Origin of the sequence: Lactobacillus sp. M0403, assembly GCF_016101265.1 — a bacterium.
GTDB lineage: Bacteria > Bacillota > Bacilli > Lactobacillales > Lactobacillaceae > Lactobacillus > Lactobacillus apis.
Window position 1 is genome coordinate 1 of record NZ_JACFQV010000008.1, and the last position, 22804, is coordinate 22804.

Genomic DNA, 22804 nt, shown 5'->3' on the forward strand with positions numbered 1-22804 from the left:
TAATCAAGATGTCGTCAGTTCGAGTCTGACAGCCGGAGCAAAGTACAAGAAAAGAGGATCTTTATTGATCCTCTTTTTTGTTGTACTATATTTTTATTAAATAAATAATATTATAAGATTAGAATGTGATGAGCCTGCGGTTTATAGCTCTTTTTTAGGTGTATAATGTGAATGGATACGTTTTATCTAAAAGGAGGAAAAGCTCATGGTAGGAATTGTGTTAGCCAGCCATGGCGGTTTTGCCGATGGAATTGCGCAGTCTGCGCAAATGCTATTCGGAGAACAAGACAATTTTGCTCATGTTATTTTGTCGCCTGATGAAGGGCCGGAAGATATTAAGAGCAAGATGGAAGATGCAATTGCCTCATTTGATGATTCGAATGAAGTATTGTTAATAGTTGATCTTTGGGGTGGGACACCGTTTAATCAAGCAAACGGTTTACTAGAAGATCATGAAAACTGGGCAGTCGTGTCTGGTATGAATTTACCAATGGTTGTTGAAGCTTTAACGCAGAGAATGACCAATCCTGATCATACTGCAAAAGAAATTGCCACTGCTATTATTGAACCTGCTAAGGATGGTATTAAAACTAAACCAACAGATTTAATGCCAAAAACTGAAGCTTCAGTTCAAGGTGGTGCAGGTGTAGCTAAACCTGCAAAATCTATTCCAGAAGGAACAGTAGTTGGTGATGGACACATCAAGTACGTTCTAGCTAGAATTGATTCACGTTTATTGCACGGTCAAGTTGCTACCGGGTGGATACCAGCAATGCATCCTGATCGCGTTATTGTTGTTTCAGACAGTGTTGCAAAAGATGAGATGCGTAAGAGCATGATTCGTGAAGCTGCACCTGCTGGTGTTAAGGCTCATACTGTTCCAATCAAGAAAATGATTGAAATTGCAAATGATCCTCGCTTTGGTAATACTCATGCATTATTGCTGTTTGAAAATCCTGAGGATGTTCTAACAGTTATTAAAGCTGGTATTGACCTTAAGACTATCAACGTGGGTTCAATGTCTTATAAAGTTGGTGATGTTAACGCTAATAACGTCTTGTCAATGAATCAAGACGACGTTGATACTTTCCGCGAACTTGAAAAAATGGGAGTTGAGTTCGACGTACGGAAAGTACCAACTGATAAAGGCGGTAATATGGACGCAATTTTGAATAAGGCGCAAAGCTTGTTGGATGAACAAAAGAAATAAAAGAGTAGGAGCAAAAAAATGAACGCTATACAAATGATCTTAGTTGTTCTAGTTGCCTTTCTTGCAGGTATGGAAGGTATCTTGGATCAATGGGAATTTCATCAACCACTAGTTGCTTGTACACTAATTGGATTAGTTACTGGACATCTAGATTTAGGAATTATCTTGGGCGGATATTTACAAATGATTGCCCTTGGTTGGGCTAATATTGGTGCCGCAGTTGCACCTGATGCTGCATTAGCCTCAGTAGCTTCAGCTATTATCTTGGTTCAAAGTGGTCAGGGCACCAAAGGAATTGGTATGGCTACAGGTATTGCTATGCCTTTAGCTGTTGCCGGACTATTTTTAACTATGATTGTACGTACTATTTCAACTGGTATTGCGCATATCATGGACGCTGATGCTAAAAAGGGAAATTGGCGCAAAATTAATATGTGGCAATGGGTTGCTGTTTGCTTGCAAGGATTAAGAATTGCTATTCCAGCTGCTTTACTGCTAGCTATTCCAGCATCTACTGTTAGATATTGGTTAGGTTTAATGCCAGCTTGGTTAAGTGATGGTATGTCACTCGGTGGTGCTATGGTCGTAGCTGTTGGTTATGCAATGGTTATTAACATGATGGCTAGCCGTGAAGTTTGGCCATTCTTTGCAATTGGTTTTGCTTTAGCTGCTATCAAGGACCTAACTTTAATTGCATTAGGTGCAATTGGTTTGGCTCTTGCCGTAATGTACTTAGCTCTTGAATCTAAGGGTGGTAATGGCAACAAGAGTTCAGATAATGAAGGTACCGGCGATCCACTCGGCGATATCATTGACGACTATTAAAGTGATATTTAAGAGGAGGATTTTATTATGGCTGATCAAAAAATCAAATTAAGTAAAGCCGACCGCTTCAACGTGATGTGGCACTCACAATTTTTACAAGCATCATGGAACTATGAAAGAATGCAGAACGGTGGTTTTGCATATTCATTAATTCCTGCATTAAGAAAGCTATATCCAAACAAGGATGATATGTCTGCAGCACTTGAACGTCACTTAGTTTTCTTCAACGTTCACCCTTACCTAGTTTCACCAATTTTAGGTGTTACGCTTGCTTTGGAAGAAGATAAGGCAAACGGTGCTGAAGTTCAGGACGAAGCTATTCAAGGTGTTAAGGTCGGAATGATGGGACCTTTGGCTGGTGTCGGTGACCCAGTATTTTGGTATACAGTTCGTCCAATCCTTGGCGCTTTGGGAGCATCAATGGCTATCCAAGGTAACCTTTTAGGACCTATTTTGTTCTTTGTACTTTGGAATGTTATCAGAATTGCCTTTATGTGGTATACACAAGAATTTGGCTATAAAGCAGGTTCTGCAATTACTAATGATGTTTCTGGTGGTCTTTTACAAAAGGTTACCCGTGGTGCTTCAATGATGGGTATGTTTGTCCTTGGTTCGCTAATTGAACGTTGGGTAAACATTCAATTCACGCCAATAGTTTCAAAAACACCGCTTCAAAAGGGTGCGTACATTGATTGGAACTCGATTCCTGCTGGGGCAAAGGGAATTCAACAGGCTTTGATCGATCAAAGTAACGGATTATCGCTTACTAAATTCAAGGTAACCACTTTACAAAACAACTTGGATACCTTGATTCCTGGTTTGGCAGGTTTGCTGTTAACTTTCTTATGTATGTGGCTATTGAAGAAGAAAGTTTCACCAATCGTTATTATTATCGCTATCTTTGTTGTTGGTGTTCTACTACACGTTTTACACATAATTTAAAAAATGGTTGAATCACAGAATACCAAAGTAGATTTGACGACTGACGCTACGTGGTTTCGGGCAGTTGCTTCATATGGCAACATCATGGTTGGAAATAAGGCAATCGAATTTTATAATGATCGCAATCTTTCTGACTATGTCCAAATACCTTGGAATGAAGTTACTTATGTAGTGGCTGATGTTCATTTCAAAGGAAAGTATATTCCGCGATTTGAAATTAGAACTCGCACTAGTGGAACATTTATTTTTACTACTAAAAATAATAAAAAGACATTACGGGCAATCCGTAACTATGTTCCGGCTGATCATATGCGACAGGCATTGAGTCTATGGCAAAATTTAAAGCGAAGATTTACACGTAATTAAAAAAGTTCCTAAGTAGATATCTACTTAGGAACTTTTTCTATTGGTTTTTAGTAAATGAGTTGATTTTACCCTCAATACGTAAATAATCACGAACTTTATCACGTAATGCAGTTACTGCTGCTTCAGCATGCTTTTTCTTTTTGCCATATTTTGGTTAAAGCGGATAAGAGAATAAAAATCAAAATAGCTGCAACCATTGCTACTCGATTATTTGGCAAGATGAGTAACAAAATAATCATCATGATAAAAAACAGTAAGGTTAAATAATCCAAATAGGGAAATCCTGGCATTTTGAAATCACTTAATTTGGCCTCTGGGGTCTGTTTACGGTATGCAATATGCGTCAGTAACATTAAGCACCAGATTATAATAAACATGCTGGTAGAAGTAGAAGAAATGAAATTAAAAGCCTGGTTGCCAATTAAGATAATGACAAAGGGTGCAAGAGCCATTAGACAGGCGGATAAAATTAAACCGTTTTGAGGTAATTGTCTTCTTAAATGACCAAAGGTTTTGTTCCACTTGCCTTTTCCATTGAAGGTAACAGAAAAAAGTAATCGTCCCGCACTATACAAAATACTATTGGTTGATGAAACGGCCGCAGAAATCACAACAAAATTAATGATTGAGCCAGCGTTACGAATGCCAGTTGCTGCAAGAGTCTGTACAAAAGGACTGGAACTAGTTGAAACCTTATTCCAAGGAATAACAATTAGAATTGCAACAATTGCTAAAACATAAAACAAAATAATTCGTAGTGGAACTTCATTAATTGCTTTCTTAATTGTGACTTTAGGATTTTGTGCTTCGGCTGCCGTCAGGCCAACTAATTCAACACCGACAAAACTAAAAATTACCATTTGAAATCCAGCGAAAAAGCCGGAACCGCCTTTGGCAAAGAAGCCACCATTATTAGTTAAATTTGCGAAAGTTACTGGTCCAAAACTGGTTTTTCCACCAGTAACGGCCAAATAAGTTACCAAAATGACAAAAGCAATCACAGTAATAATTTTGATGATTGCAAAACTAAACTCTAGATTTCCAAATAGGCGAGCAGAAAGTAAGTTAATAAAAAGCAGGATAGCAATTGTAACCAGACCTGGAATCCAGGTTGCCAAATGTGGGAACCAATATTGAAAATAGATTCCTAAAGCTGTCATTTCAGCCATTCCTAGCGTGACCCAACTAATCCAATACAGGTAACCGGAAATAAAACCAATATTTTTACCTAAATATTTCTGAATAAAATCAATGTAGGTATGCTTGGATAGGTCGGAGACAATTAATTCACCCAGGGCCCGCATCAATAAAAATAAAAAAATACCGACAATCATGTAAATTAAAATGACGCTTGGACCGGCCATTCTAATACTGTTGCCGACACCCAAAAATAAACCCGTGCCAATTGTACCGCCTAGTGCAATTAACTGAATATGGGCATTGGTTAAGGTTCGTTCATAACCAGAACTATTATTTTCGTTTTCGTCATCCATCTAATCACTCCAAATTCTAGATATGTATTTTTATACTACAATAATCGATTATAGCACTAGTTTAACTACCTTGAATTATTAGTATTAAAAAAAGATGAAAACAATAGTATCATGGAATAAAATAGATAGGTAAAAGGAGTGTTATGGAAATGTTTACAATTGCTAAGTTTTTGTTTGCTGGCCAAGAAATAGAGTTAGTTTTACCTGAAATAAGGCATGCACAAGCGCTATATGAAATTATTGTTCACGATCGAGTAGAACTGGCACGCTTTTTACCATGGGCTGATAAAATTAACGTAGTTGAAGATGAAATAGATTTTATTAAGCAAATGCGTAGGGAAACCGCAGAGTATAAGAAACTTGCTTTAGTAGTTCTAGTTAACGGCGATGCGGCTGGAATGCTTGACCTCCATAATATTAAATTGAAAAATCAAAGTGCGGAAATAGGCTATTGGTTGGGGCAAGCGTATCAGAAGAAAGGAATTATGACTCAAGCAGTTAAAAAGCTGGTTGAAGTATCCTTTAATCAATTAGGATTGCATCGACTTAGCCTATTGGCTGACCATGAAAACAGGGCTAGTTGCGCAATAGCGGAAAGACTTAATTTTGCCCATATAGCATTATTACCAGATGAAGTAAAATATCATGGTGAGTTTCGAGATATGGAGTTGTATACCTTAATAAACAAAAACAGCTTATAGTAGCTATATACTATAAGCCGTTTTATTACTTGTCATCGTAGCCATTGGGATGTTTTTGGTGCCACTGCCAAGCACTTTCAATGGCCTCTTCTGCACTTTCATGTTGCGGTTGCCAGTTTAAGACGGATCTTGCCTTGTCAGAATTAGCGATTAAACTGTCGGGATCTCCGGCTCGTCGTGGTCCGATTGTATAAGGAATATCTATTCCGGTAACACTACGAGCTGCTTGTAAAATTTCAAGATTTGAATAGCCATGCGCGGTTCCCAAATTGAAAACATCTGAATGACCAGTTTTCATTAAATATTGAAGCGCTAAGATATGAGCGTCGATTAAGTCGTTTATTTCAACGTAATCGCGCACGTTAGTACCATCCTTAGTATCGTAATCATCACCAAAAATAGTAAATTCTCCGTCTCCAGTAATAGCACTACGTAGAATATTAGGAATTAAGTGTGTCTCAGGTCCGTGATCTTCACCGTAATTACCGTCTGTTGAAGCTCCTGCGACGTTAAAGTAGCGAAGAGCAACAGACTTAATACCCTCAGATTTATCTGCCCAGTGCATGATTTTTTCCATCATTGCCTTAGTATCACCATAAGGATTAATTGGATTTAGGGGCGAATCTTCTGTAATTGGTAACTTCTTGGGGATGCCATAAGTTGCAGCACTTGATGAAAAGACAAGATACTTAACTTGTGCATCTTTCATAGCTTCTAAAAGGGCAATCATACCGGAAACATTATTATCGTAGTATTTAAGTGGCTTTTTAACAGATTCAGGTACAAGTGAGTAGGCAGCAAAGTGCATCACTGCGTCAATTTTTTCTTCACGTAAAATTTGACTGACTAAGAATTTATCTTCGATATCACCTTGATAAAACTTTGCCTTGGGATTAACAGCTTTTCGATGGCCTGTGTAGAGTGCGTCAAGGACAACAACTTCATAGCCTTGTTCAACTAAATGCTTGACGGCAATTGAACCAATGTAGCCGGCCCCGCCAATAACTAATACACGCATAATTTCCTCCATTAATATTTTTATAGACAGTTAAATTCTAGCATAGTGCAAGAGAGGTTGCTGAAATATTTCTGCTATAATGTTTTATATGGGAAAGTAAAAAGTTAGTCAAAATAGTATGGAAAGAAGTAGTCAAATGATTCATAATGCAACAATTGATCAACAAGTCAATCATCGATCGATTCGTAAATTTAAAGATCAACAATTAACTGAGGAGCAGTTAACGACTTTATACACAGTTTTTCAACATACTGCGACAAGTTTATTTATGCAAAATGCAACGCTTTTACATATTACTGATGAAACTAAACGAGCAAAAATTAGAGAATTGTGCGGGCAAAAATATGTTGGTGCACAAGGAGATCTCTTTATTTTTGTAGTTGATTTATACCGGAATCAACAGATTCGGCAGCAGTTAGGTAAGGATGATGGTCGCCTTCATACTACTGATATTTTCTTCCAGGGTTTGGATGATACGCTGCTTGCTTGGCAAAATGTGGCTAATGCTGTGGAAAGCATGGGCTTAGGTTACGTGCCACTTGGAACAATTAATGATCATCCGTTGGCGATGTTAGATGTATTGGACTTGCCTAAACTGACTTTTCCAGCTTTAGGGATGCAAGTAGGTATACCTGACCAAGATCCACAATTAAAACCACGTTTGCCACTAGAATTTACTACTTTTGAAAATGATTATCCACGTGATTTTACTGTGGATAATTTGAAAGATTACGATCAGGTTGTCACAACTTATTATGATTTGCGTGATACAAATAAACGAATTGATTCATTTACTAAACAAATTACGGGTGAAAAGTTAAATACAAAGGCAATTGACCGTGATGAGTTACCTGAACTTTTACACAAGCAAGAATTGTGCTTAGACTGGAAATTAAACTAAAATTTGATTTTTGTGGAAAAGTTGCCAGTAGCTTATGTAGTCTACTCTAAATAAGAAAAGTCGTGTTTTCAATTGCACGGCTTTTCTTGTTCTGGTATAATTTATACGTTGTAAAAAGCGCTGATTTAGCTCAGTTGGTAGAGCGTTTCCCTCGTAAAGAAAAGGTCGCCAGTTCGATTCTGGCAATCAGCATATTATTATATAATTAAATTTGATAAGTCTTGATTACTTGCGCTTTATGTTAGTAGTCGAGACTTTTTATTTTGAATTTGTGGACAAAAATGGTACACGTTTTATAAAACATGTACCATTTTTTTTAAAAAGAATAGAGATTAATTTACATAGTCTTTTGTGTCTATAATATATTGCAATATGTATTGCAAAATGTAATACATAGTATAAAATATAGTGTGTGTGAATTAGCTTTATTATTTTTCTTGTGAGTTTTTTTCCATATTATCTAAGGCGTATTCACACGCTTGAATGACAAAACTTGAAAAAGTTACATCTTCACCTTTGATTGCCTGCTCAATTTCTTGAGTAAGGCTTAAAGGAAACCTAATTGTCTTGTTTTCTGTTTCTTTGTGGCTAGATTTTATTTTGAACACCAATATAATCACCTCCTGCAAGTCAATTATATTGTGAGTTCTGTTATAAATATGCATTGCAAAATGCAGTGCTGATTATAATGAAATTGAATGAAGATATTATCATGGGTGATAATTTCTAAGTTACTTAATGAAGAAGCATTCAGCAAAGCTTAAAGCTGTGATTCAAGAAAGGCGGGATATTGTAAAGTAAAGATGTTATACGTTGAGCTGCCTTTATGCGAACATTTTATGGTGAATCATAATAAATCAAAGTGAAAAAAGTTAATGTTTGAAAAATAAAGGTTTGCTGCATGGTGATACTTAGTTTTTGGTTGATAAGTTTCAGAAACTAAGTACCGTCTTTTTGTAACATGAATAACAAAGCTGCTATAAGGGCAAAAGTATATAATGCAAGTTGATACAGCCTGCAATTACTTTAAGAGCAAGATATCTCTTGATAAAGCAATGTTGCAGGTAGAAATAGTATAAGATAAATTAATATGAGTTAAAACCTTTTAAAGAGTGTATTCAAATCTCTTTGAGAGGTTTTTTCTTGTCTTAAATAGAATAAATAAATTTTTGAGAAAAACTATAAAGATTAATCACTGACACGTTTGCGATTTGTAGCTTGAAATAATGAGTTTATAGTACCTTATATAGTATTGCAGTATGATTAGTTTATGATATATTGTGATTGCTAAGTGATGAGATAGGTTAACCATGTATGTATTGTTAAAGCAGAAATTGTTTTTACTGCACTAAGTTTATAAAGCAACCATACTAACCGCTTGGTATCTTGACTAGCTAGTCATAATTTTTTATACAGTTATAAGAATATACTATTAAAATGACACTAGAATGCACTAATAATAAAGGTGCTGATTTTAAAAGGAGAAGTCTAAACTAATGAAATATAGAAAACTTCTAACAACATTTTTAGTTGCGATTGGACTAATAGCAGGATATCAAACTACAAATGATGTAACTTTAACGGCTACAGCTGCTGAGTCTGAGCAGGTAACTAAGACAAGTAAGCCAAAAGAGATAAAGCTGTCACCCAATAAAACGCAAGCGGCATTTATAAAGCCGTGGTCATATCAGGAGGAAAGAAAACTAAGTTTGTTGGACTTAGATAATTTAGGTCGTGCCCAAGGTAGTCATATTCAAGTAAAACGCTCAGAATTGCCTACTGAACCCCGTGCACCAAGGCTAACTGTTAATCCAAGTGGTTGGCATAATTATAAAATTGAAACTACTAAGAATGGCAAACCATATACTGCTTGGGCTTTTAACAGAGGGCATTTAGTTGGTTACCAATTTTCAGGTTTAAATGATGAAAAGCGTAACTTAATTACAGAGACGGCTTACTTGAATCAAGGATCTACTACTGGTATGGATGATACTAATTCAAAGGCAATGCTCTATTATGAAAACTTTTTACGCAAGTGGATTAACGAGCACCCCCAAAGTAAACTCGACTATGCTGTAATTCCTTTATATTATCAAGATGAATTAGTTGCCCGTAAGGTGCTACTAAGCTTTGTGGGCGTTACGCCGGCAAATAGACAAACTAAGATTAAGTTACCTATAAGTGGACTAAAAATGAAGGGTAAAGTAACCCAAGTAATTTTAGATAATGATTCTCCGCTGCTAGATATAGATTATCTTACTGGTGCTGCTACAGTTCTTAATAGTGAAAAATACTTACGGCGCGAAGCTGTTCGACAAGAAAGTTTACGTCGTGCAGAAGAAAGTAACGACACTAATTTTGAAAACTAGAAGTGTTTTTTGAAATAGACTTGGAATTCTAATAACTAAAAGGACTATTTAAAGTACTGTGCAGTGCCTTGTTAGATATTGGTAGTAAAAATAAAATACGTAAATTATACCTATGCACATATGCTATAATTTAATTGTATGAGCTTATATCTTAATGGAAAAAGGCATTTATGGAACAAGAGAAAGCTTTTTCGGAAAAAGTTATCGACTTTGATAAAGAACTAGGTAAAGTAACGCTTGAGATACCTAAATCATATAAAATAATAAATCCTTATAGAGGTAGAAATAAAAAGCAAGTTTTCCAATTGGTAAAACTGTTCTACGGAAAATATTTTAATGACAATAACAAGCGCCGCCTAATATTAGGCAGTTCACCAGCAAGAAGAGGTTCGGCCATAACTGGAGTTCCCTTTGAAGATGCTCAAAATCTCCAAAAAGAAACAGGAATTTCAATAGAAAATTTTCATGTAAGTAATGCGTCTTCTACATTTCTAAATAGAGTCATAGATAAATATGGTGGGAGAACAAAATTTTATAGCGATTTTTACTTAAACTTTGTTTGCCCCTTAGGAATAAGTAAGATTAATTCAAAAGGCAACAGTGTAAATTGCAACTATTATGAAAATAAGCAGGTTGAAAATAAATTACTTACCTTTATAATTTCAGCACTTAAAGTGCAGGTTGAGTTTGGAATTGATACGTCGGTATGTTATTGCATTGGTAGTGGTGAAAATTTTCAGGAGTTGAATAAAATCAATAAAGAATTGAAGTTATTCAAGAAAATCACTCCACTAGAGCATCCACGTTTTATTACGCAGTATCATCCTAGGGATGAAGAAGAATATTTGGATAAGTATCTAAGAGCTTTAAAAAGTTAGCAAATATTAACTGATTGTAAAGAAATGAGGTTAACAATATATGTCTGATGTAATTCTTGAAAAAGCAAGACTAATTTATCAAAAGTATCAGAATGGTGAACTTGGTGATACTAGTCTGCCAGAGGATACTAATCCAGGCCTTGATTCTAGTTCGAATGAAAATGCACTTTATTTCATTTTGCCAATGGCTTTAAATTCTCAAAGAAATTCTTATACTCTGTGGGAAAGTGCCCTAAAAACATATGAAGATTCTGAAACGAATTTTGTCTTTTCACCTAATAAGGTCATAAATGCTGATTATGAAGAAGTGCAGGAAGCCTTAACCAAGTATAGACTTGCACTGCAAAGGAATAAGCAAACCAATATCTGGCTTAAATTGTGTCAGACATTCACTGATTTATCTGATGGTAATATTATCAATTTTGCCAGAAATTTATCTGATGATGTGAATAAAATCAGATACTTTATGCAAAAAGAAGCTAAGAAAAAATTTCCTTATCTGTCTGGAGCCAAGCTATGTAATTATTGGCTGTATGTTCTTAGCAATTACACTGCAATTCCTTTGAAAAACACTAACGATATATACATCGCTGCTGATCGTCATATAATCAGAGCTAGTTACAAATTAGGTTTGATTACTAAAGAACAAATGGAAAGCTCAAAAGTACAAACTTATGTTATTGATGCCTGGGCGAAAGAACTGCAGGGAACTGAATTTGTCCCAACAGACCTGCAAAATCCATTGTGGTTATGGAGCAGAAACGGTTTTAAGAATTTAGAATCCTGACTGATAATAGAAAATAAGGGTAATGTAAGCTTGAAGCCTTCATTACCCTTGTTTTTTCTTGTTCTTAACTTGATGAATTATGCATAGTAATCAATGATTGCTTTCAACGTTTTCGCAGCTTCAGGATTGCCAGTGCCTTCTTCATAATATTTACTAAAACGTTCGTCACATATATACATCTTGGCGAGATTTTTATGTGCCTCTGCAGAATATTGGTTTTTTGGCCATAATGTTAGTAAATACTCTTTGTGTAAATCAAACAGATGTTTAGCAGCAGGTTGCTTGATATCAGTAGTATTAGCCAAATTTTTTAGTTCAGTTAAAATTTCAGCAGATAATTCTTTAAAATGTGAAAATTCATTTTCTGATAGAGAATTGAACTTTTGATTGCTGCGATCTATTTGGGCGTCTCCATACTTTTCTCTAATTTCTGTACCGTATTGCTTTTCGTTATTCTTAATTACCTCTTTTTTTAGTGTGGCAAATTTTTCAGTGTCTGTCATTTGTGTTTCTCCTTTCATTGTTGCAAGTGTCTTGTCCAAATTCTTAATCAAATCATCTAGATACTGCTGCTCTGCAACTAATTTGCTACGCTGACTTCGTAAAACTTGATATTGAGTTTCTGGTGAAGTTTGCATAACTTTTTTAATTTGCTCTAGTGGCAGGTCAAATAGCTTTAAGAATAGTATTTTTTGAAGTTGATCAACTTCGGCTTCTTCATAGTAGCGATAATTATTTACAGTGTCTCTGCGCGCTTTTAAAAGTCCCTGTTTATCGTAGTACCGTAAAGTTCGTGTTGAAATGCCAGCTAGTTTTGCTAGTTCATTGATAGAATATGACATGGTTAAAATCTCCTCACTTGCAAAATCAAGTATATTGGTTGACGTAACGTCAAGGTCAAGCACGGAATTAATTTTTTATCAATAAAAAACCAGTATTCTGATTAGAATACTGGTTTTTGTTATGGCGTCTAGTTTACTACATTTAGTTTTTCGCCATTTAAAAAGGCCTGAAGATTATCAACGACGATTCCTAAAAGACGATTGCGAGTCTCGCGAGGTGCCCATGCAATATGAGGGGTAATGTAGCAGTTTTTAGCAGAAAGAAGTGGACTGTCAGCTGAAATTGGTTCTTTTTGGACGACATCAACTCCGGCAGCAGCAATCTTGCCAACATTTAACGCATCTGCAACATTTTTTTCACTGATTAATCCGCCACGTGCTGTATTAATCAAGATAACGCCGTCTTTCATTTGACTAATTGCTTCTTGATTTATCATTTCTGTGGTTTCTGGAGTTTGCGGAACGTGTAGGCTAATAATGTCAGATTGTTGGTATAGCTCTTCCAGGCTGACTTGTTTTACATAATTAGGTAAATCTGTTTTAGGACGGTGATTATAAAAGATGATATTCATAGAAAAAGCATGACCAATTTCGGCTACTTTTTTGGCAATACTACCAAATCCAATTAAGCCAAGGGTCTTACCCTGCAATTCCATTAATGGTTTAGCCCAAAATGTGAAGTCAGGGTTGCTACTCCAACGACCATCATGCACAAGTTGATTGTGTAGTCCCACGTGGCTGGTAATTTCAAGTAGTAGGGCAAAAGTAAATTGAGCAACTGCATCAGTTCCGTATGTAGGAATATTGGTTACAGGGATGTTAGCTTTTGTTGCAGCTTCAGTGTCAATTACATTGTAGCCTGTTGCAGTTACACCAATATACTTGAGATTAGGAGCAGTAGAAATCACATGCTCGTCAAGAGGAGTTTTATTGGTCAAAACGATTTCGGCATCACCAATTCGCTTTAAAATTTCATTATCGTCATTTACTGGAGTTCGATCATAAAAGGTGCAGTCACCCAATTCTTTGAGAGGCGACCAGTCAAGATCACCAGGATTTAACGCATAGCTATCTAAGTTTACAATTTTCATTTCTCAAACCTCTTTAATTATCAATAATACATATTTTACTATAATCTGTTCAAGTAAAATTAATTTTGCAACTAAATTGACAGCATTTTTAGATAATTTTACAATTGATTAGTATGACACTTTTATTGCTGTGCTTATATGTATCTTTTTACTTTAAAAAACTGTGGGAGGATTTTGGAGTATAAGATAGTTAACTAAAAACATGCAGTTATTAAAGTGGCGAATAAGTATATGTTGTTACTGAATATAGAAGGAGTTAGTAATGAAAAAATGTCCTAAGTGTGGCGCTCTAATGGAAAAGAACGTCAACTTTTGTACGAAATGTGGTGCAGATTTGCGTAATGTTGATCTGGGTCAAGAAACTAAGCAAACCAACACTGAGCCTGCTAAAGTTGAAACCGCACCGGCAGAGGAAGTGCAGACACAAACACCCTCTACTGGTCGTTTCCAACATTACTGGCAATGGTTAGTTGAATCTTGGCAAAAACCGGCGCAAAATAATTTATCAACTGAAAGTTGGTATGGCTGGGTAACTATTTTAGTTGAAGATCTTCTTTTTATTTTAGGATTATACTTTTTGGCTAAGGCACTTATTACTGGTGCAATTGGCCTTGCTAGCAGCTTTGGGGTTAGTACTCGGGGTTGGGGAAACTATGACCTTTCTTTTAATATCGTCTTCAGAGTATTTATTATTATTTTAGTTTTTGAAGCGATCATAATCTTAGCGCATTTTGCTGCATATAAATTTGTCTATAATGGTCATCCTAACCTTTTTGCTTTTGTAAATACCAGCACCCATGCAAGTAATTTAAACTTGATTCTTACTGCAATCTTCTTTTTATTAATGCTCTTAGGTCTTAATAGTATTAGGTTCTCTTTGTTCCTAATTCTTTTAATGATAGTGATCTTCTTTATTGGGCAAGAAGTAACTTTATTAGCACACGAGGGTGCAGTACGAGATAAAGTTTATGGAATGTTAATTGCTTTTGGTATCATTTTTGTTTGCACCATAATTGTTAATTCGATTATTTATAATTCGGTTCTGCGCGTGATTATTAACGAATTCATGTCCGGAATCAATGGCGCAATGTAGTTTATGGATGGTGTGAGAAAAATGAGTGAATCTGAATTTTGTCCCAACTGTGGTAAGTTAATTAAGCCTAATGATGAATTTTGTCCTAACTGTGGTGCTAGGATAGCTGCCAAAAAAAAGAGCAGACAGGAATATCGTGCTAAGGAAGGTACCCAAAAGAGCACAAGTTTGACTAAAAATGAACTTGCGACAACAGTCAATCATCAACCGATGAAAAAGAAGAATAAGATTATCTTTTCATGTCTTGGCATCTTAGTTTTAGCATTTATTGCCTTTTATGCTTGGGGTTCTAACCATTACCAACGTCAAAATCAGGTTGATCAAATTACAGCATATTTGAAAAATCCACATGAAAATATGGCGCAATATGTGACTGCAGATAATCCAGCAGTCCATGTGACCAATGCTGCCTTAAAACCAACTCAGAATTATTATTTTAGCCACAGTAGAGCCGCTGACCAGATGGGTGAGGCACTTAAATATAGTGATAACTATGATAATGTTTCGCTCGTACAGTCGGGACGCTATTTGTTGTTTTTCCCTAAGTACACATTAAAGTTTGAAACTTTTTCGCCACAGATTAAAACAAACCACGCTAATTCGACTATTTATGTTAATGGTAAAAAGGTTGGCGGCGTTAATGGTAGTGGGGAAGAGTATTATAAAAAGACGGATCCACTTTTCCCAGGTAAGTATCATATAACTGTTAAGTCAGTTGCTTCAGGACATAACTTAGCAGCTGAAAAGACAGCCAATATTTTTTCTAATGATGCCATTAACATGAACATTAAGACAGTTAACTTCATGATTAAAAGTGTTGCAGGTGCTGACATTTATATCAATGATAAAAAAGCTGGCACTGTTGGTAAAGATGGAACAAAGGACTTTAAGGACTATCCTGCTACCGATGACATGAAAATCTATGTGGTTATCAAAGTTGGTGGTCACGAAATCAAGTCAAAGGTGATTGACTACGATGAACTTGGCTTTGACGATGATGATGACAGTAGCAGTAATGTAATTAAGCCCGAATGGCCTGGCTTAATCAGCCAAGACGATGCGGAAAGTATGCTACAAAATGCATTTAATTCACCAGATGAGGATGATTTTGTCGGTGGAGCAGAAAACAAGGGATATCAAGAACTTCATGGTCAAGTTGGTAACTTTAACGATGATGATGATATTATTGAATACGATATGGAATGTAATGTCGTTTCGGTATCACCTGCTCCAGGAAATTGCAGTAATGTGGTTTACAAAATAACTTATACTTTTGAACATGATGATTATGAGCATAAGCAAGTAATGCTATATTCAGGTGCCGTCTTCCACCAAGATGGGGATGAGAGTGACTCACAAAAGATCAAGTCAATTGGTAACGGTAAGATTATTAGTGATAAGAAATATAATAACTAAGTACATATACTGACTATAAATTGAAATGAGTCCAGAAAGTTAGACAACTTTCTGGACTCTTTTTTTCTTATAAACTAAATTCTATCGTTGATTCTGATGGTTAACCTGTTTTCAAGATGTAGACACAAGTTTTTATCAGGACTACAAAAAAGAACATTATTTTCAATGCTGTGAGAGTTAATTTTAATACCATTTCTATAGACTCTGTTTTCGTTTATTTTCATCTTATTAACTATGTCTTCTGCAAGATCACTATCCAGCATTTCAGAAATACCAAGGGAAAAAATTCCTACATCGTTAGGCTAGCAGTAATACCTGCTTAAAAGGTGCTATACTAAAAGTATAAATAACTATAACTATATAGGCTAGGAGGTTATATGATGAGTTCATCAATGAAATCAAATCAGTCTTCTACTCAACTGTCAAAGAGTTATAAAGGTAAGCAGCTAGTTTGGAGCTCTATATACAGGTTCGCCTTGAAAAATGGTTTAAAAATAGATGTTAAAAAACATCCAGAATTGAACAAACTTGGCTATTGGGCTAAAACGGATGATCAAGCTAATTTACGTCTTTGGTCACAATTAAGCCGTCCAGTTTTGATTAAAGAATTTTGCGAAATAACGCAACTAACGCCAGAGGATTTTTATGTGAATTCGGCCGCTGAAGCAAAGCATAATTGGCCAATTTCACGGAGTTTTAATTAGTCGATGAAATTTTAAGCACACCTTCTTAATTGCAAAGTGTGCTTTTTATATACCTAAAAAAACTGTTTTAATTTATAAAAGGTTAGTACAATAAAAGAAAAAGTAACCAACTATCTTTGAACAATTTCAAACATTGACAAACAAAAAGGAACAATTATAATAATGTTTGACTAAGTTAGTTGCTTAATCTAATTCTAAAAGTAGGTAACCAATGTTAAAAAGTGAAAGAATAAAGACTATTTTGCAAATGGTCAATACTCAAAAGTTTGTAACAGTAGATGAATTAGCTCAAACCATGCAAGTCTCTGACATGACAATCAGAAGAGATCTTAATGAACTTCATAAAGCAAATAAGATATTACGTGTTCATGGCGGAGCACAATTGCTGTCTGATCAAAGTTTGATTGAAAAGAGTTATAAACAAAAACGTGAGATTCATAATAAAGAAAAGGATGAGGTTGCAAAGCGCGCTTGTAATCTGATTCATGAAAACGATTCTATTTTTGTTGGTCCAGGGACCACTTTGGAATTGATGGTAGCAAATCTTAAGGTAAAGAAATTAAGAATTATCACTAATTCGTTACCGGTTTTTGAGGCTGCCAAGAATAATATGAATGACTATGATTTAATCATGGTTGGTGGTGCCTACAGAAGAATTAGTGGTGCGTTTTTAGGAGCATTAGCTAACAATGAATTAAAAACCATGTCATTTTCGATTGGTTTTGTTGGGGTTAATGGTATTAAGGATTCTGCCATGACAACAGCTAACTTAGAAGAAGGTCAAACTGAAGGTATAGGACTAGATCATTCTCAACTAAAATTTGTTGTTGCAGATTACACTAAGCTAGATCATAGTGATTTTCATCAATTTTATGATCTACGTAACGTAGATGGTTTAATCACTAACCATGAAATTGAGCCTGAGTTGGAAAAACAGTACAGTCAATTTACGACTATTTATAAGTAGTTTATTGAGAGGAGATACAACTATGAAAGTTGTCATTGGTAGTGACGAAAATGGTTTTATCTTAAAAGAAAAGATAAAAGGGTATCTGGAAAAGCACGACTACGATGTTGTAGACGTCACGCCAGAACCTGCTGAAGACTTTATTGAGTCTAGTTTAAAAGTTACGCACGAAGTGCTAGACAATGGCATTAAGAAGGCTATTATGTTTGACGAATATGGTGTTGGCTCTGCCATGGCATCGAATAAAGTTAAAGGTATGGTTACAGCAAATGTAAACGAGGAGAGAACAGCTCATATGACCGCTATGCATAATGGCGCAAAGGCAATTGCACTTGGTAGTGGAATTGTAGGTGAAAAGCTGGCTTATTCGATTGTACAGCATTATTTAGATACAGAATATGCAGGCGGACGTCATCAAGTTCGTTTGGACATGCTTGAAGAAATGATTTAAGGAGACTGCAAATGTTAGAAAATGATAGACCACAGCCAGAATTTGTTGATCCTAAGATTGATAAGCATACTGTAATTGCTTTGGGAAATGATCATATTGTAACTTCTATGAAAATGGCAATTTCTGATCATTTAAAAGATGAAGGTTATCAAGTTATTGATGAAGGTACTCACGATAACACAAGAACACATTATCCAATTTATGGAAAGCGTGTAGCTGAAGACGTTGCTGATGGAAGAGCAGATTTAGGTATTGTACTTTGTGGTACGGGTATTGGTATTTCAACTGCTGCAGATAAAAACGAAGGTGTTCGTGCAGCAATGGTTGGTGACGTTGCCCAGGCTGTATATGCTCGCCGCGAATTGAATGCAAATGTATTAGGCTTTGGTGGTATTGTGCTTGGACGCGATTTTATTTTTGACATCGTAGATTCATTCTTAAATGCCAACTATGAGCCAAGTGAAGAAAATAAAAAGTTAATCGAAAAAATCAATGGTATTGCTGAGCCGAATTCTGAACAAAAAGATAATATTCACTTTTTTGATGAAGAGAATAAAAAGTGGGCAGAAGGTTATTACCACGACTAGTAATAATTGAACAGTAAAAAGTAAATAATTAAATTTAATCGCACACATAAGAACTATGATCTAAAAATCATAGTTTTTTTATGATAAAAATGCCATGATGAATTGAATTACCTTAATCCGTTATAGTTTGCTGTATAAAATATGTGCTATTATTATATTCAATAACAATTTTTGGGTTTTGAGTTAGGGAGAATTTTAATGTTTAAAGTTGTAGCATATGGTGTGCGAGAAAACGAAGTAGAGTATTTTAAAAAATTAAATAAATATGATTATGATTTACAACTTGAATCAGAATTATTAACACATAAAAATATTGAAACTGCCAAAGGTGCTGATGCGGTTTTGCTCAGAGCAAATTGTGAGGCGGACGATATTAATTTGGCAAAGCTAAATGAGTGGGGTATCAAGTATGTTTTCACTCGAACAGTTGGCTATAATCATATTGATTTAAAGGCAGCCGCTAAATATGGGATGGAAGTTGCACGAGTTCCTGCATATTCACCATATGCAGTAGCTGAGCTAGCAATGACATTAGGAATGATGCTTTTTCGGCATACGGCTTTGGCAACAAGCATGACTGAACAAGGTAATTTTAGTGTTCCAACTGCAACTTTTTCAGGTGAAGTTCATTCCAGTACTGTTGGAATTGTTGGCACTGGTCGAATTGGTGCCACTGAAGCTCAACTATATAGTGGCATGGGGGCTAAAGTATTGGGCTATGATCCTTATCCTAGTGATTTTGCAAAGCAATATGTTACTTTCGTTAGTCAGGATGAGCTATTAGAGAAGTCTGATATCGTTTCGGTTCACGTTCCTTATTTTCCTGGGCAAAATGATAGTTTAATTGATAAGGAATTTTTGGCTAAAATGAAAGAAACTGCTGTCCTTGTTAACACTGCACGTAGTGAATTGGCTGATTATGCCGCAATCATTTCTGCAATTAAATCCGGGCATATTGCAGGGTTTGCAAGCGATGTTTTACCAAATGAAGCAGAAGTTTTGGGGCACAACTTTAAGGGCAAAATTAAAGATGAAACAACTAAAGCGCTAGTTAATTTATATCCAAAAGTTCTACTAACCCCACATATTGGTTCATATACCAGTCCAGCTTTAACTGACATGATTGCAGTTAGCTATGATAATTTCCATCAAGCTATAGAGACTGGAAAAACAGACAACGACGTTAAATTAGATTAAACAAGACAAAGTTAATGAAAAGACAAGTTGGGTAAAATTCCAACTTGTCTTTTTTAATGACATAAAAAAGCGTTTGCATTTTTGAGTGCTATTAAATATAATATCAGTAGACAAGTGAACAAAAACTAACACAATCAAACAAAAACGAAAACTTGTCGATTTTTTAAGGGGGATTGGCTTGTGAAAGAGAATAGTCTATTTTCTGCGGAAGCTGTGTTTGTCAGCGATGCAACAGATTCAACTGCAATTTTTAAGGAGGTTTCAAAGAGCTTATTTGCACGAGATTTAGTTAAAGAAAGTTTTTTCAATGAAATTACTAAAAGGGAAGAAAAATATCCTACAGGAATAGATACTTCGCCAATTTCAAAGGAATTGCCTAATATAGCAGTTCCACATACTGAGGGAGAGTTTGTCAATACTTGCTTGATAGTTCCAGTAGCATTGAAAAACGAAGTTATATTTAAAAATATGATTGAGCCTGATAAAAATTTATCAGTTAAATTTTTATTTATGATTTTGAATGATAATCCAGAAGGGCAAGCAAACATTTTGGCACAGATTATGGACTTTCTCAGGCTAACACCAGTTTCAAAATTAACCGAGTTGTTTAACTATACTGATCAAGATAAGATCTTCCAGTTTTTAAACAATAGTTTTAATAATCATTAGGGGAGGATATTTATGAGTAAAGAAGTAAAATTTCTTGCAGCATGTGGCGCAGGAGTAAATTCATCTCATCAAATAAAAGATGCAGTAGAAGAAGAGATGAGAAAGCGTGGCTATAACGTAAAAGTTGATGCCTATATGGTGAAAGATGTTAATGAAGAATTGTTATCTCATTATGATGGCTATTTGACAATTGCTAAAACCGATCTCGCATTTACACCTAAAGTTCCACTTATTGATGCTGGAGCTATCTTGTATCGAATGCCAGCTATGGCTAAGCCAGTTTATGATAATGTCGAAAAAGTTGTTAAAGAAATTATTGCTAACTAAAATTTCAAGGGGAAATAAGAATGAACGTAATAATTAATTTTGCTAATTCGCTTTTTAAACCCTTAATTGATATGGGTGCAGCGACAATCATGTTAATTGTTTTGACATTGATTGCTGTGTTGTTCCGTGTCAAATTTACTAAAGCTTTAGAAGGTGGTTTAAAATTAGCCATTGCGATTACAGCAATTGGTAATGTAATGAATATGCTAACTACGGCATTCCAAAAACCTATGCTGCAGTTTGTTAAACACACTGGTATCCATATGGATATGCAAGATATGGGTTGGGCACCTTTAGCAACTATTACTTGGGGATCTCCATATACCTTGTTTTATCTTTTAGTACTGATTATTTTAAATGTTGTGTTATTGCTTTTAAACAAAACTAATACTTTAGATGTTGATATTTTTGACGTATGGCATTTAGCATTTGTAGGACTGTTTTGTGTTTATGTTGGAGCACCACTTTGGCTTTCGACTTTGTTGGTTATATTTATTGGTACGATGAAAATTATTAACTCGGATTTAATGAAGCCGACATTCAATGATTTAATGGATGCGCCTGAAGGCAATCCTATGACCACGACCCACATGAATTATATGATGAATCCAATTATTATGGTCTTTAATAAGTTCTTCGATAAATGCTTACCGTGGCTTGATAAATTTGATTTTGATTCAACAAAGTTAAATGAAAAAATTGGTTTTTGGGGAAGCAGATTTGCAATTGGTGTTTATCTGGGAGTTTTTGTTTCTTTATTAGCTGGTAATAATTTCGCTACTGAACAAGGTTGGAAAGATATGTTTACTCTTTCTTTCATTGGAGGATCGTGTATTGAACTGTTTTCTGTGATTGGTTCATGGTTTATCGCATCTGTTGAACCACTATCACAAGGTATTGCTGATTTTGCAACTAAGAAATTTTCAGGTCGTACATTTAATATTGGTTTAGATTGGCCATTCTTGGCAGGACGTTCTGAAATTTGGGCAGCAGCAAATGTTTTGGCTCCAATTATGATGCTTGAAGCAATGATTTTACCAGGTAACAGATTAATGCCTTTAGGCGGTATTATTGCAATGGGTGTTACACCAGCGTTACTAGTTGTTACTCGCGGTAAAATAATTAGAATGATTATCATTGGTACGGTTGAATTACCAGTCTTTTTATGGGCGGGTACTTTAGTAGGACCATTTGTAACTAATATGGCTCACTCAGTTGGTGCCGCAATTCCAGCTCATACATTAGTTTCAGATACTACAATGGAAGGTCCTGTTGAAAAGTTTTTGGCATACTTGGTTGGTAATGCATGGAAACAACAAGGAATGTTCATTGTTTACGCATTAATTGCTTTAGCTGTTTACCTCTTACTGTTTATCTGGTATGCAAGAGAAATGAAGAAGCGTAATGCAGAATATGAAGCAAAAGAGCAACAAGCCTAAAAAATTTTAGTTTAAGACGAAGGTGATTGGATTGAAAAAAATGAAAAGTTCCTCAAAGGAAAGAGCAAGGCAAAATAAAATCTTCTTTTGGGCTGTAGTCGTAATTGGTATCAATTTTTTACAGTTAATTTTTAAAAACTGGATTACTAGTTTGATTGCAATGGTCGGCACAATTTATGCATTATATCGAATTGTTGTATTCGATAATCCTAAAAATCGCCTTAGTCAGAAATACTATGATTGGAAAGGCAATAAATTAATTAAATAGTAACTTTAAAAACCATTAGGGGTACTTACCTAATGGCTTTTTTGACTAAATAAGTAGTTTTCAAAGTTACAAAAAATATAAATAGTGAGAGACATTATATAAAGGTTTAAATTATATTTTTTGAAATTTCAATTGAATTGTATAAAGCCGGTGACTACATTGTAAGAATCAGTAGACTATTAGTTTAGTTGACACAATTATTTGTAAAAAAGTAATTGAAAGCAGATTGAAATAAACCGCTTTCTTTGCTAAGCTTTAAGTGG

General features: G+C 35.3%; 25 protein-coding genes and 1 tRNA gene. 21 read left to right on the plus strand and 5 right to left on the minus strand.

Annotated features, from left to right (window positions below; all coding sequences use genetic code 11):
• Positions 1-205: 205 nt before the first annotated feature.
• Genes H3T48_RS08250 through H3T48_RS08265 form a run of 4 tightly spaced genes read left to right on the plus strand, consistent with a single transcriptional unit; the run spans position 206 to position 3343 of the window.
• Positions 206-1210: a mannose/fructose/sorbose PTS transporter subunit IIA gene (locus tag H3T48_RS08250; RefSeq protein WP_109715125.1), complete on the plus strand. Its 1005-nt coding sequence runs from the start codon at positions 206-208 to the stop codon at positions 1208-1210.
• An 18-nt stretch (positions 1211-1228) separates the two neighbouring features.
• The gene (locus tag H3T48_RS08255) at positions 1229-2035 is read left to right on the plus strand and encodes a PTS mannose/fructose/sorbose transporter subunit IIC (RefSeq protein WP_046306072.1); all 807 of its coding nucleotides are present in this window, start codon (positions 1229-1231) and stop codon (positions 2033-2035) included.
• A 27-nt stretch (positions 2036-2062) separates the two neighbouring features.
• On the plus strand, positions 2063-2977 hold the full coding sequence (locus tag H3T48_RS08260; RefSeq protein WP_187158730.1) for a PTS system mannose/fructose/sorbose family transporter subunit IID: 915 nt from the start codon (positions 2063-2065) through the stop codon (positions 2975-2977).
• Between the two features lie 3 nt (positions 2978-2980).
• A complete protein-coding gene (locus tag H3T48_RS08265; RefSeq protein WP_109715127.1) occupies positions 2981-3343 on the plus strand; it encodes a DUF956 family protein in 363 nt (120 codons plus the stop codon).
• 122 nt (positions 3344-3465) lie between these two features.
• Here H3T48_RS08265 and H3T48_RS08270 read toward each other — a convergent pair whose 3' ends face one another.
• A complete protein-coding gene (locus H3T48_RS08270) occupies positions 3466-4836 on the minus strand; it encodes an amino acid permease (RefSeq protein WP_198189132.1) in 1371 nt (456 codons plus the stop codon).
• Between the two features lie 149 nt (positions 4837-4985).
• On the opposite strand from H3T48_RS08270, the gene H3T48_RS08275 reads away from it, so the two are divergent.
• Complete coding sequence (locus tag H3T48_RS08275; protein WP_187158728.1) at positions 4986-5537, plus strand: GNAT family N-acetyltransferase; 552 nt, start codon at positions 4986-4988, stop codon at positions 5535-5537.
• Between the two features lie 25 nt (positions 5538-5562).
• Here H3T48_RS08275 and galE read toward each other — a convergent pair whose 3' ends face one another.
• Entirely contained in the window at positions 5563-6555 is a 993-nt protein-coding gene (gene galE, locus H3T48_RS08280; RefSeq protein WP_198189133.1) for a UDP-glucose 4-epimerase GalE, read from the minus strand.
• A 136-nt stretch (positions 6556-6691) separates the two neighbouring features.
• On the opposite strand from galE, the gene H3T48_RS08285 reads away from it, so the two are divergent.
• Together H3T48_RS08285 and H3T48_RS08290 are read left to right on the plus strand one after the other, a co-directional pair.
• A complete protein-coding gene (locus H3T48_RS08285) occupies positions 6692-7456 on the plus strand; it encodes an NADPH-dependent oxidoreductase (protein ID WP_198189176.1) in 765 nt (254 codons plus the stop codon).
• Positions 7457-7575: 119 nt separating this feature from the next.
• Positions 7576-7648, plus strand: a tRNA-Thr gene (locus H3T48_RS08290).
• Between the two features lie 236 nt (positions 7649-7884).
• On the opposite strand, the gene H3T48_RS08295 is transcribed toward H3T48_RS08290, so the two are convergent.
• Entirely contained in the window at positions 7885-8067 is a 183-nt protein-coding gene (locus tag H3T48_RS08295) for a YlcI/YnfO family protein (protein WP_198189134.1), read from the minus strand.
• Positions 8068-8952: 885 nt separating this feature from the next.
• On the opposite strand from H3T48_RS08295, the gene H3T48_RS08300 reads away from it, so the two are divergent.
• The 3 genes from H3T48_RS08300 (at position 8953) to H3T48_RS08310 (ending at position 11490) form a co-directional block, all read left to right on the plus strand.
• The gene (locus H3T48_RS08300; RefSeq protein ID WP_198189135.1) at positions 8953-9825 is read left to right on the plus strand and encodes a DNA/RNA non-specific endonuclease; all 873 of its coding nucleotides are present in this window, start codon (positions 8953-8955) and stop codon (positions 9823-9825) included.
• Between the two features lie 170 nt (positions 9826-9995).
• On the plus strand, positions 9996-10703 hold the full coding sequence (locus H3T48_RS08305) for a uracil-DNA glycosylase family protein (RefSeq protein ID WP_198189136.1): 708 nt from the start codon (positions 9996-9998) through the stop codon (positions 10701-10703).
• A 40-nt stretch (positions 10704-10743) separates the two neighbouring features.
• A complete protein-coding gene (locus H3T48_RS08310; protein ID WP_198189137.1) occupies positions 10744-11490 on the plus strand; it encodes a hypothetical protein in 747 nt (248 codons plus the stop codon).
• 77 nt (positions 11491-11567) lie between these two features.
• On the opposite strand, the gene H3T48_RS08315 is transcribed toward H3T48_RS08310, so the two are convergent.
• Together H3T48_RS08315 and H3T48_RS08320 are read right to left on the minus strand one after the other, a co-directional pair.
• The gene (locus H3T48_RS08315; protein WP_198189138.1) at positions 11568-12332 is read right to left on the minus strand and encodes a MerR family transcriptional regulator; all 765 of its coding nucleotides are present in this window, start codon (positions 12330-12332) and stop codon (positions 11568-11570) included.
• 128 nt (positions 12333-12460) lie between these two features.
• Positions 12461-13423 carry a D-2-hydroxyacid dehydrogenase gene (locus H3T48_RS08320; protein WP_198189139.1) on the minus strand — a complete coding sequence of 321 codons (963 nt, stop codon included), beginning with the start codon at positions 13421-13423 and terminating at the stop codon, positions 12461-12463.
• Positions 13424-13685: 262 nt separating this feature from the next.
• On the opposite strand from H3T48_RS08320, the gene H3T48_RS08325 reads away from it, so the two are divergent.
• The 11 genes from H3T48_RS08325 to H3T48_RS08375 all read left to right on the plus strand — a co-directional run bounded on the left by H3T48_RS08325 (position 13686) and on the right by H3T48_RS08375 (position 22541).
• On the plus strand, positions 13686-14516 hold the full coding sequence (locus tag H3T48_RS08325; RefSeq protein WP_198189140.1) for a DUF6574 domain-containing protein: 831 nt from the start codon (positions 13686-13688) through the stop codon (positions 14514-14516).
• Positions 14517-14537: 21 nt separating this feature from the next.
• Positions 14538-15932, plus strand: a complete 1395-nt coding sequence (locus H3T48_RS08330) for a zinc ribbon domain-containing protein (RefSeq protein WP_198189141.1) — start codon at positions 14538-14540, stop codon at positions 15930-15932.
• A 377-nt stretch (positions 15933-16309) separates the two neighbouring features.
• Positions 16310-16636, plus strand: coding sequence for a hypothetical protein (locus H3T48_RS08335; RefSeq protein WP_187158717.1), 327 nt, complete (start codon positions 16310-16312; stop codon positions 16634-16636).
• Positions 16637-16847: 211 nt separating this feature from the next.
• Positions 16848-17603, plus strand: coding sequence for a DeoR/GlpR family DNA-binding transcription regulator (locus H3T48_RS08340; RefSeq protein ID WP_198189142.1), 756 nt, complete (start codon positions 16848-16850; stop codon positions 17601-17603).
• Positions 17604-17625: 22 nt separating this feature from the next.
• Positions 17626-18054 (plus strand): galactose-6-phosphate isomerase subunit LacA, encoded by a 429-nt coding sequence (gene lacA / locus H3T48_RS08345; RefSeq protein ID WP_198189143.1) that lies wholly within the window; start codon positions 17626-17628, stop codon positions 18052-18054.
• 11 nt (positions 18055-18065) lie between these two features.
• A complete protein-coding gene (gene lacB, locus H3T48_RS08350) occupies positions 18066-18641 on the plus strand; it encodes a galactose-6-phosphate isomerase subunit LacB (RefSeq protein ID WP_122034360.1) in 576 nt (191 codons plus the stop codon).
• A gap of 198 nt (positions 18642-18839) precedes the next feature.
• Positions 18840-19838 (plus strand): NAD(P)-dependent oxidoreductase, encoded by a 999-nt coding sequence (locus H3T48_RS08355; RefSeq protein ID WP_198189144.1) that lies wholly within the window; start codon positions 18840-18842, stop codon positions 19836-19838.
• A gap of 180 nt (positions 19839-20018) precedes the next feature.
• On the plus strand, positions 20019-20507 hold the full coding sequence (locus H3T48_RS08360) for a PTS sugar transporter subunit IIA (RefSeq protein ID WP_187158714.1): 489 nt from the start codon (positions 20019-20021) through the stop codon (positions 20505-20507).
• A gap of 12 nt (positions 20508-20519) precedes the next feature.
• Entirely contained in the window at positions 20520-20834 is a 315-nt protein-coding gene (locus H3T48_RS08365) for a PTS fructose transporter subunit IIB (RefSeq protein WP_187158713.1), read from the plus strand.
• A gap of 20 nt (positions 20835-20854) precedes the next feature.
• Complete coding sequence (locus H3T48_RS08370; RefSeq protein WP_198189145.1) at positions 20855-22273, plus strand: PTS transporter subunit IIC; 1419 nt, start codon at positions 20855-20857, stop codon at positions 22271-22273.
• 40 nt (positions 22274-22313) lie between these two features.
• Complete coding sequence (locus H3T48_RS08375; RefSeq protein ID WP_232349923.1) at positions 22314-22541, plus strand: hypothetical protein; 228 nt, start codon at positions 22314-22316, stop codon at positions 22539-22541.
• The last annotated feature ends 263 nt before the right edge of the window (positions 22542-22804 follow it).

Excerpts from the sequence above, each read along its gene's own strand:
- H3T48_RS08285 (WP_198189176.1), top strand. The coding sequence starts at position 6,692 with ATGATTCATAATGCAACAATTGATCAACAAGTCAATCATCGATCGATT.
- H3T48_RS08260 (WP_187158730.1), top strand. The coding sequence starts at position 2,063 with ATGGCTGATCAAAAAATCAAATTAAGTAAAGCCGACCGCTTCAACGTG.
- H3T48_RS08270 (WP_198189132.1), bottom strand. The coding sequence starts at position 4,836 with ATGGATGACGAAAACGAAAATAATAGTTCTGGTTATGAACGAACCTTA.
- H3T48_RS08330 (WP_198189141.1), top strand. The coding sequence starts at position 14,538 with ATGAGTGAATCTGAATTTTGTCCCAACTGTGGTAAGTTAATTAAGCCT.
- H3T48_RS08275 (WP_187158728.1), top strand. The coding sequence starts at position 4,986 with ATGTTTACAATTGCTAAGTTTTTGTTTGCTGGCCAAGAAATAGAGTTA.
- H3T48_RS08335 (WP_187158717.1), top strand. The coding sequence starts at position 16,310 with ATGATGAGTTCATCAATGAAATCAAATCAGTCTTCTACTCAACTGTCA.
- H3T48_RS08250 (WP_109715125.1), top strand. The coding sequence starts at position 206 with ATGGTAGGAATTGTGTTAGCCAGCCATGGCGGTTTTGCCGATGGAATT.
- H3T48_RS08300 (WP_198189135.1), top strand. The coding sequence starts at position 8,953 with ATGAAATATAGAAAACTTCTAACAACATTTTTAGTTGCGATTGGACTA.
- H3T48_RS08265 (WP_109715127.1), top strand. The coding sequence starts at position 2,981 with ATGGTTGAATCACAGAATACCAAAGTAGATTTGACGACTGACGCTACG.
- H3T48_RS08305 (WP_198189136.1), top strand. The coding sequence starts at position 9,996 with ATGGAACAAGAGAAAGCTTTTTCGGAAAAAGTTATCGACTTTGATAAA.
- H3T48_RS08325 (WP_198189140.1), top strand. The coding sequence starts at position 13,686 with ATGAAAAAATGTCCTAAGTGTGGCGCTCTAATGGAAAAGAACGTCAAC.
- H3T48_RS08355 (WP_198189144.1), top strand. The coding sequence starts at position 18,840 with ATGTTTAAAGTTGTAGCATATGGTGTGCGAGAAAACGAAGTAGAGTAT.
- H3T48_RS08375 (WP_232349923.1), top strand. The coding sequence starts at position 22,314 with ATGAAAAGTTCCTCAAAGGAAAGAGCAAGGCAAAATAAAATCTTCTTT.
- H3T48_RS08310 (WP_198189137.1), top strand. The coding sequence starts at position 10,744 with ATGTCTGATGTAATTCTTGAAAAAGCAAGACTAATTTATCAAAAGTAT.
- H3T48_RS08320 (WP_198189139.1), bottom strand. The coding sequence starts at position 13,423 with ATGAAAATTGTAAACTTAGATAGCTATGCGTTAAATCCTGGTGATCTT.
- lacA (WP_198189143.1), top strand. The coding sequence starts at position 17,626 with ATGAAAGTTGTCATTGGTAGTGACGAAAATGGTTTTATCTTAAAAGAA.
- lacB (WP_122034360.1), top strand. The coding sequence starts at position 18,066 with ATGTTAGAAAATGATAGACCACAGCCAGAATTTGTTGATCCTAAGATT.
- H3T48_RS08315 (WP_198189138.1), bottom strand. The coding sequence starts at position 12,332 with ATGTCATATTCTATCAATGAACTAGCAAAACTAGCTGGCATTTCAACA.
- H3T48_RS08340 (WP_198189142.1), top strand. The coding sequence starts at position 16,848 with ATGTTAAAAAGTGAAAGAATAAAGACTATTTTGCAAATGGTCAATACT.
- H3T48_RS08255 (WP_046306072.1), top strand. The coding sequence starts at position 1,229 with ATGAACGCTATACAAATGATCTTAGTTGTTCTAGTTGCCTTTCTTGCA.
- galE (WP_198189133.1), bottom strand. The coding sequence starts at position 6,555 with ATGCGTGTATTAGTTATTGGCGGGGCCGGCTACATTGGTTCAATTGCC.
- H3T48_RS08370 (WP_198189145.1), top strand. The coding sequence starts at position 20,855 with ATGAACGTAATAATTAATTTTGCTAATTCGCTTTTTAAACCCTTAATT.
- H3T48_RS08365 (WP_187158713.1), top strand. The coding sequence starts at position 20,520 with ATGAGTAAAGAAGTAAAATTTCTTGCAGCATGTGGCGCAGGAGTAAAT.